Annotated in this window: 5 protein-coding genes; all 5 read right to left on the reverse strand. The window is 41.7% G+C overall.

What is annotated here, in order from left to right; genetic code table 11:
• Positions 1-40: 40 nt before the first annotated feature.
• Complete coding sequence (locus PLE34_RS17330) at positions 41-2,461, reverse strand: ABC transporter permease (protein ID WP_324559012.1); 2,421 nt, start codon at positions 2,459-2,461, stop codon at positions 41-43.
• Between the two features lie 206 nt (positions 2,462-2,667).
• Positions 2,668-5,031: an ABC transporter permease gene (locus PLE34_RS17335; protein ID WP_324559014.1), complete on the reverse strand. Its 2,364-nt coding sequence runs from the start codon at positions 5,029-5,031 to the stop codon at positions 2,668-2,670.
• A 375-nt stretch (positions 5,032-5,406) separates the two neighbouring features.
• Complete coding sequence (locus tag PLE34_RS17340; RefSeq protein WP_324559016.1) at positions 5,407-6,609, reverse strand: sialidase family protein; 1,203 nt, start codon at positions 6,607-6,609, stop codon at positions 5,407-5,409.
• A 244-nt stretch (positions 6,610-6,853) separates the two neighbouring features.
• On the reverse strand, positions 6,854-7,426 hold the full coding sequence (locus PLE34_RS17345; RefSeq protein ID WP_324559018.1) for a nucleotidyl transferase AbiEii/AbiGii toxin family protein: 573 nt from the start codon (positions 7,424-7,426) through the stop codon (positions 6,854-6,856).
• Between the two features lie 8 nt (positions 7,427-7,434).
• Positions 7,435-7,737 (reverse strand): DUF6922 domain-containing protein, encoded by a 303-nt coding sequence (locus PLE34_RS17350; RefSeq protein ID WP_324559020.1) that lies wholly within the window; start codon positions 7,735-7,737, stop codon positions 7,435-7,437.
• Positions 7,738-7,847 lie beyond the last annotated feature (110 nt).

Raw genomic sequence — 7,847 nt, forward strand, 5'->3', positions numbered from 1 at the left:
TTGCCACATTTGCCACATTTCTCACATTTGTATTACTTCGCTATTCGCTTCGCAATGCTTTCACCGGGCTCGCCGCCGCCGCTTTTATGGCCTGGAAGCTTACCGTAGCAATGGCAATAAACACGGTTATCACTCCCCCAATCAGAAAGACCTGCCAGCTTATATCAATCCTGTAGGGGAAATCGTGCAACCAGTTGTTCATTATCCACCAGGCAACTGGTGAGGCGATCAAAAAACCAATGACGACTAATTTTAAAAAATCTTTTGAAAGCAATGAAGCGATTGATGCAACAGAAGCGCCAAGCACTTTCCGTATTCCGATTTCTTTTGTTCGCTGACGGGTAGACAGGTTGGTAAGACCAAACAAACCAAGGCAGCATATCAGGATGGACAAAGCTGTGGCGATAACAATTATTTTCTGCCATTTCAACTCTTGCTTATATTCCTTCGCATTCAGGTCATCCCAGAAATCATAGGTGTATTCCGAGCCCGGTACCACCTGCTTATATATTTTTTCAATTGCTGCCAGCGATGTTGCATATCTTGCTTTGTTGATTTTCAGCAATACGGTACCTGATGATGTGTCACTCATAGTAAAAACCATTGGCTGGATGGCCTGTTTTAAAGAACTGTGGTGATAATCCTTTACAACGCCAACAATGGTTAACGGCTGCTTTGCAATCCAATTAGCTGTTTTGATTTGAGCATCAACAGGATCTTTTAAGTCGGCCGCCCTTACAAAAGCTTCATTTACAATTGCGGCACCCGTTTTATCCATTCCAAAATCTTTTGAAAAATTTCTGCCCTCTTTCATCTCAATATCAAGCAGTGGTATATAGGATTCATCAATCATCCTGATATGACTTTTCACATTTTTATTATTAACAGCTATTTTATGATCGCCATACAGGTTTGTTTCAAACAGTATCTGCTCAATGCCGGGTTCTTTTGTCAGATCATTTTTAAATTGGTTATAAATAGACCTGGTATCTCTTCGTGGTGGTATTTCAACACGGATAATATTGGATGGATTGTAACCCAGTTCCTTTGTTCTAATAAAATCCATTTGCCTGTAATACACTATAGAAGAAATAATGAGGCAAACCGATAATGAAAACTGGAAAACCACCAGCCCTTTTCCAAGCCAGTTATGACCAGACAGGGTTTGTTTATTGTACAACACTTCCTTTGGTTTGAACCCCGAAAGTACAAACGCGGGATACAATCCCGCAATCGCTATATTAACAATCAGTAAACAACCAAGATAAAAAAACAAACTGCCATCCTGTAGCAGGGAGAGAGATAAATGCTTGCCTGCTAACTGGTTGAAAAAGGGTAACACAGCGCTTGCAAGCGCAATGGCTACTAAAAGCGAGAGAAGGCAAATAATGGAAGATTCAGTCAAAAACTGGACGATGATTTGCTTTTTACTGCCCCCCGTAATTTTCCGGACGCCGATTTCCTTAGCTCGTTTTAACGAACTCCCGATACTTAAGTTGATAAAATTAATTGAAGCCATCAATAATATGAAGAATGATATCCCCAAAAGAAAATAAGAATATACGATGTCACTCCCGTGGCCTGTTCCGTCTTTGCGACCCAGGATTGAAGAAGTCAGGCGATTCAAATACACTTCGGTAAAAGGCTGCAGGGTATAATAGGTCTGTTTGTCAAATTCTCCGTTTTCTTTTGCTCTTCGTAATTGTTCTCCGGCATTGGCATCATGTATAGCATTGAATTTTTTTTCGAGCGCTTTTATCTCCGTGGCCGGATGCAATACTACAAAAGTGCCGAGGTAGGCATTAAGCCATGTGTCGTCATTAAATAAAACTTTCAGGTAGGTGAAGGGAAGCAATATATCAAACTGTATAGAGGAGTTGGAAGGTGGATCTTTGGCTACACCCGTAACTGTAAATGAGGCGAAGAGAGAATCCGGATTATCTGCTACTTCAATTCTTTTACCTATTACATTGGTGCTTCCAAAAAATTTCAATGCTGTTTTCTCAGTTATAACGGCAGCATATTTATCGTGGAGCGCTGTGGTGGGGTTGCCATGTAAAAGCGGGAAGGAAAATACGTTAAAGAACGTTGAATCAACGAATGCCGTACCGAGGTTAAATGCTTTATCGCCGGATTTCACATTTTCAATAATATCTCCGCCCCATATCCTTGTATATGCTGTTATTTCAGGCAATTGGTCCTTAAAGGCAGGACCCTGAACCTGTGCAGTACCGCCACTTTCGTGTTTTTGACCGGTTTTATTGTCAATATAAGTTGTATTGATACGGTACAGGTATGGATTGTTCGCATGAAAAGTGTCGAAGCTGTGCTCGTCTTTATAGTATAGTATTGAAAGTATAACGCTTGTAAGGGCAACAGTCAGTCCCGTGATATGAAGGATCGAATGCAATTTGTTTTTTTTAAGATGCCGCCATGCGGTTTTGAGATAATTTTTAAACATAAAGCGTCATTTATGATTGCTGATCCGCCCCGGCGGACAAGTTTATTGATTTATGATTTTCACCTGCTGTTCATTTCACATTTGCCACATTTGCACACTTCCACATTTCTCATTATCCCGCGGTCTGACGCTCCTTCGTCGCGTACCGACCGCTTTTATTTTCACATTTCCACATTTTTCACATTTTCACCTTTCCCACATTTGTATTACTCCGTACGCAATGACTTCACCGGGTTGGCAACAGCCGCTTTAACAGATTCATAGCTCACCGTTAGCCAGGCAATCAATAATGCAGTTGTACAGGCTGCAAGAAATATGGTCCAGTTGATATCAATCCGGTAGGCAAACTCGTCAAGCCACTTGCTCATAGCCATCCACGAGAGCGGGATCGCAATACACATCGCAATCAATATTAACCGCGTAAAGTTTGCAGACAAAAGATATATGATATTGAATATTGAAGCCCCAAGTACTTTGCGTACGCCAATCTCTTTTGTACGCTGTTCTGCCATGAAGGCAGACAACCCGTATAACCCGAGACAGGAAATAAAAACAGCGAGCGCGGCAAAGAGATTAAATATGCTACCCATCTGCTGCTCGCCACGATATAAATTATCAAGGTCCTTATCAAGAAAACTATAGGTAAACGGATAAGAAGGATTGAGTGAGCGACTGATGCCTTCCAGCGCGGCTATAGTGGCTTCCGTTTTTCCGGGTTGCGTACGCACCATCACCAGTCCGCCGTACCTGTTAAATCTTAGTACCAATGGCTCAATAGCATATTGCAACGGTTTAAAATTGAAGTCTTTTACCACCCCTATCACCGTTCCTTTATTATCGCCAAACCTGATGTTTTGCCCTACTATATTATCTATATTCATTCCTATCACCTGCATCATCTTTTCGTTGATCATGTAATTCGAACTGTCTGTTGTGAGCGCCGCGGAAAAACCACGACCAGCCAGCAGCTTTACTTTGAAAACATCCATAAATTTTACATCCACATCTATTGAAGGTATCACTACCTGCGATTTGGGATCTCTGCCCGGCCAATCTATATCAGTAGTTCCGGAAATGAGCGCAGTAGGCAAATCAGAGATCACTGAAAAACCGGAGGTCAGCGGGTTTCGTTCCAATGCAGCTCTCAACGCCGGTTGCTTATTCCATAGCTCACCGGTCATGGGTACATACAGCAGGTTTCCCTTGTCGAAGCCGAGATTTTTGTTTTTAATAAAGTTCAGTTGCCGGTATACTACAGCGGTACCTGTGAGCAACAATATAGCTACCACAAATTGAGCAACAACCAGTGTATTTCGCAATATAAGACTGGCGCCCGCCACTTTAACTTTTCCCTTCAGCACTTTCACCGGCTTAAATCCCGAAAGGAATAAAGCAGGATAGCTGCCAGACAGTATACCGGTGATGAATGCTATGATCAAAAGGTTGATCCATAGTTTTCCTTTGAGCACATTTATAGTCAATTCCTTTCCCGACAGGGTGTTGAATACCGGTAATAGCAGGTACACTATACCGATAGCAACGATCAGCGAAAAGAAGGCAATGATCATGGCTTCACCCAAAAACTGGAGCATAATCTGGTAACGGCTGGCACCAACAACTTTTCTCAATCCTACTTCCTTTGCACGCCGTGCCGACCGGGCCGTGGCAAGGTTCATAAAGTTGATGCACGCTACCGCGAGAATAAAGATAGCCACTATAAAAAAAATGTTAACGTACTGGATATTTCCTTGTCCGGGCAGATCAATCTGCAGATCGGAATGCAGGTGAATATCGGGTAAGGGCTGCAGGTGAAAGTCCACCTTGAGTCCATCGCCATTATGTGCCCTGTGAATAGCCTGGATTTTTTTGATAATACCGGGTAGGGTTGCTTTGTTGAAGTTGTTGTGAAACTGAATATAGGTATAGAAATTAAAACTCCCCCAAACCTTGTTGATCAGATCGTAGTCTGTGCGGGCAAGGGTTTCCATAGGAAAAATAATATCAAACCGGAAATGAGCATTTGATGGTGCATTTGCCAAAACGCCTTTTACTATAAAGTTTTCATTGTTGTTTATGCGTATCATTTTACCTGCAGCATCTTCGCTCCCAAAATATTTCTTTGCAATATCCCGGGTGATCAATACGCCATCAACACTGTTTAATGCTGTTTTACGGTCGCCGCTAAGCAGGGCATAGGAGAACACCTGCAGGAAATTGGAGTCAGCAAAAAAAACACGATGCTCTTCGAATTTTTTGTCACCAACTTCTACCAGGCTGGTAGACGGCTTGCTTATACGTACCGTAGCTTCTATTTCCGGCATTTCCGCCCGCAATCCTTCCGCCATGCCTGCGGGGCTTACGGCAGCTTTGAAATCACCCGCATTACAGGTAAGGCGGTATATTTCATCTGCATGCTTGTTGAAGCGGTCGTAGCTTAACTCATGCTGTACCCAAAGCAAAATAAGTATACTGCATGCCATACCTATAGACAGTCCTGCGATATTGAGTATAGAATATGCTTTATGTCTTGTAATATTGCGCCAGGCAATTTTGAAATAGTTCTTAAACATTCTTTTCCTGGCACAAATTATAAACCAGTAGTTTATTTCACTGGTAATCAATGGATTAATTGATCTTACCCGGGAAAGTTGTCCGTTTTTATTACACCGGTGTTCGTTTTCGTACGGTAAAAGTGTTGACTGAGCTTAATACCAGTAACCCGGAGCTGGTACGACCCCGGCATGCGTAAACAGATTTGCATGCCTATTTTTTTAAAGATAAGCTGCATGGGGCTGGCTAAAAAGTAGTGTTTTGCCACAAAGCCACTAAAGCACGAAGGAAATAAAACGGGAAGACTAGGACTTTGTGTTTTTGAGTCTTAGTGGCATATCTTCTTTAGCGGCCCTTTGAAAGATTCTCCTGGTACACGTACCGATCGCTTTCATTTAACGCAGGGATTGTACCGGTATGATGGCCAATTCACATTGCCGCTTTTCTTCACCGGCGAAGTTTGCGGTATACACTATATATAAATTGCCTTCATTTTCCAAAACGCAGGGATAATGCGACAGCATGGGCCTGCCCGGCCCAGGCGACTGTATTTTATAAATACGGGAAAAGGAAAAAGGATGATCTGCATCTTTTGAAATGGCAATTGCAAGTACCTTTCTGTCTTCAATATCATCTGCCAGGTTTTCTGAAGGAAGATAATTAAACACTATATATCCACGACCATCGCTTAAAGTTCCTGCATACAGCTTTGAAGAAATAGCGTTGAAATCATGAGACCCTATCTTAGTCCAGCTTTCGCCGTAATTATTACTGATAAAAACATCCGGCTTATTGGCAGGTCCATCTGCACGGGCAAATGCATATATGGTTTTTCCACTGGTAATGAGGGTGGTTTCCGGATATTGATCCTCTTTATATTCCGCAGGCAGTTTAACCAATCTCCAGGTATTTTCAATGCTGTCGACCGGGCTTATTAATACAGCCGGTATTAATGGAAGTTGTCCCGGAGAAGAGGCTACACGTCCTGCCATTATCCAGTTACCATTATTTAATTTAACCGGTATACAATTCGGTAAAAACAAGGCCCCGGTTTCTCCCAACTCCTGCCAGTTTTTTTGAAACTCATCATATTTGTAGGTAGTTGTGTTTAAGATACGGTCGTGCCCCGTCATTTTACCTACGAATGCATACAAATCGTCGTTAAAAGAAAGCAATTGTGCGGGTACATAATAAATTCCTTTTTTCTCTTTGTCAGATGCAACCACTTCCACTGCCGACCAGGTTTTTCCTCCATCATAAGACCTTCTTGCCCTGATGCAGGATTCATCAGCAATCTCTTCCGATGGGCAATTGTACCACGCCGCGATCAACGCTCTTTTATGAGCAATGATTGCTGGGTCATGTAAAAACTTATACTTATCATTACTTGGCTCCACAACAACGTGCCTGATGCCATCGGGAAATGTAAGCCGGGATGCGGGCACTTTAACAGCTTCAGAAGCATAGAGCTGTATGCTATCGTTTATATACGTTTGATCAATTTGGGATGAGGCTGACGAATCCCTTTTATTAGACTGGCAGTTCACATTCAGCAATGATAACACGAGCGCCACACCTATATACAGAAACAAACGCATTGTTATAAGAATTACTCCAAAAAATATAATAGAATATTTGCAATATACTATTATATACATATCGGAATGCAACCGGTTAAGCGCTATGCATTACCACCTGCAAATTTTTGGGTTAAAACCTTATGCCGCACAATGATGTCGTCCATAGGATTTCCAACTTTCCAAAGGTTGGAAGCCCTGGTACGATCGCGGTCTGACGCCTCCTTTGTCGCATACCGACCGCTTTATTTTTCATATTAAGCAATCAGGCTAAGTATGCACTTACTTTTTGGGCAATGATTTCTTTTATACTTTGCCAGCTTTGTTTTTTCAGGCTGATGGGATCTTCACTTTCTTCTGCGTCGGCAAAATAGGTGAGGGCCTGGGGTACGGTTATTAACAAATTTTGTTTTGCATATTTTTCCCTGTGGAAATTGATAAAATCATCAACGGAATAATGGCTTAGTAATTCAGCGATGTCCCAGAAATCTTTCTTCTTTGCCCGGCCGAGAATAGCCTGCACCTTCATAGCAATAATATCTTCCGTTGAAAACATCCTGATTCCATCTATAAGCGATTCTTTTCTGATTAATGGATGAGGATGGCGGATAATATCTACCTTATCATTATTTATATAGCAAAAGATTCCGAATCTAGGGGGTTTCTCTTCCATGATAAAATTATCTCCAAACTTTTTCGTCAACGCCTCAACGATTTCATCATTTGCAAATTCCTTATTTGAAAATAAGTCAAGGTCAACGGACATGCGGTGTCCATACAATAATGTCAAAGCCGTGCCACCTACTAAAGAAAAATCTTTTAACACGGGTATTTCCATTAATTGCCTTAATAAGGAAAAAGTGTGGGGTTTAACTGTCTCAAGGTGTAGCATCTGAAGTCTTTAAGCGGTTTATTGATTACAGCACTGGCAAGGTACATCCTGGTTTCAGGTAAGAACTTTGCATTCAACAATGCTTCCGTCACTTTTTCATCGCCATAATAGCGCCGGCAGTTGCGTATATCTTCCACATCACCCCGTTCAAACACCCGTTCAATTACAAAATTGGCTTTGGCATCGTAGTCAATATTTTCAAATACCACATCCCAAAAAATACGTTTATTAAATATGGGCTTTTCTTTTTTTGCCATAGTGTAAAGATAAGCATCGTTGTGCAATACCTGAAAAGGCAGATAGCATTAAATCCGAATCATTGCTGTCCGGTAAAAATAGAATAATTCTTTTTTCAAACGGCTGGTTG

It is taken from the genome of Agriterribacter sp. (assembly GCF_035445465.1).
Classification (GTDB): domain Bacteria; phylum Bacteroidota; class Bacteroidia; order Chitinophagales; family Chitinophagaceae; genus Agriterribacter.